General features: G+C 67.5%; 1 protein-coding gene. It reads right to left on the bottom strand.

Translation table 11 applies throughout. The features are described from left to right. Positions 1 to 31: 31 nt before the first annotated feature. A protein-coding gene (locus tag ABD709_RS21360) for an IS3 family transposase (protein WP_344779084.1) occupies positions 32 to 1326 on the bottom strand; the annotation gives its coding sequence in 2 pieces (ribosomal slippage) (positions 32 to 1047 and positions 1047 to 1326; 1296 coding nt in all). Positions 1327 to 1377: the final 51 nt, after the last annotated feature.

Below are 1377 nucleotides of genomic sequence, written 5' to 3'. Positions count from 1 at the left end.
CTGAATCGCCCCGGGTTTCGTGGAGGCTCGGTTACTTGGAACCAGCCCCGGTCGGGACGGGTGTCTGAGGGTAGTTCTCGGACCTGACTGCGGCCCAGTGGTTGGCCTCGAGCTCGGCGGGCGGGACCAGGCCGATCTCGCCATGCAGGCGTCGGTGGTTGAACCAGTCGACGTACTCGGCGACGGCGATCTCGACGTCGGTCACGTTCTTCCAGCCGCCCTTAGGCCGCATGACCGGGTTGCGGATGCACTCGGCCTTGAACAGCGAGTTCAGCGCCTCGGCCATCGCGTTGTCATACGAATCGCCCCGGCTCCCCACCGATGCGACGGCCTCGGCCTCGGCGAGCCGCTCGGTGTAGCGAATCGCTCGATACTGAACGCCCCTATCCGAATGGTGCGTCAGGCCGGTGACGTCCTGGCCCGCGCGCTGTCGGTTCCACAGGCCCATATCGAGGGCGTCCAACGCGAGGTCGGTGCGCAGACTGGTCGACACCTGCCAGCCCACGATCATCCGGCTGAAGACGTCCAGGACGAACGCGACGTAGGTCCAGCCGGCATGGGTCCTGACGTAGGTCAGGTCGGCCACCCACAGCTGGTTCGGTGCGGTCGCGACGAACTTCCGCTTGACCAGGTCCTCGGGCCGCTCGGTCTCCGCGCCGTCGCCGATGGTGGTCTTGCGCGTCTTCTCCCGCGGGATCCCACGAAGCCCCTCTTGCCGCATCAGCCGCTCGACCGTGCACCGGGCCACGCTGACGCCTTCGCGGTTGAGCTCGGCGTGGATCTTCCTCGCACCGTAGACACCGAGGTTCGCCTTGTGGGCGACCTTGATGTCGGCGACCAGCTCCGCATCACGCACTGCACGTGCCGACGGTGGCCGGGACTTGGTCGCGTAGTAGCTGCTCGGGGCGATCTGCACGCCGGCGTTCTTCAACACCGCGCAGATCGGCTCGACCCCGACCTCGCGCCCCTCGACCACGTCGTGGCGGTGGGCGTCGATGTAGGCGACTACTTGGTGGTGGGGCGGTCGAGCTCCGCCGCGAAGAAAGCCGCCGAGGTCTTCAAGATGTGGTTGGCCCGCCGCAGCTCGCGGACCTCGCGCTCGAGCTCGGCCAACCGCTGCGCGTCGGTGCTCGTGGTGCCCGGGCGGACACCCTCGTCGATCTCGGCTTGGCGGACCCAGTTGCGCAGGGTCTCGGGGTGCATCCCGAGCTGCTCGGCCACACGCTGGATCGCGCCGTTCCTTGTTTCCGGATCCTGCCGCAGTTCGACCGCCATCCGGGTGGCCCGCTCACGCAGCTCGTCGGGGTACTTCCTGGGTGCTGCCATGACTCTCATCCTCCATGGATTGAGAGCCTCCATCAGACCCGGGGCGATTCA

The organism is Nocardioides panacisoli (genome assembly GCF_039537325.1).
GTDB lineage: Bacteria > Actinomycetota > Actinomycetes > Propionibacteriales > Nocardioidaceae > Nocardioides > Nocardioides panacisoli.
The sequence above is the reverse complement of the archived record's forward strand: the minus strand, read 5'-3'. Positions and strand labels throughout refer to the sequence as shown.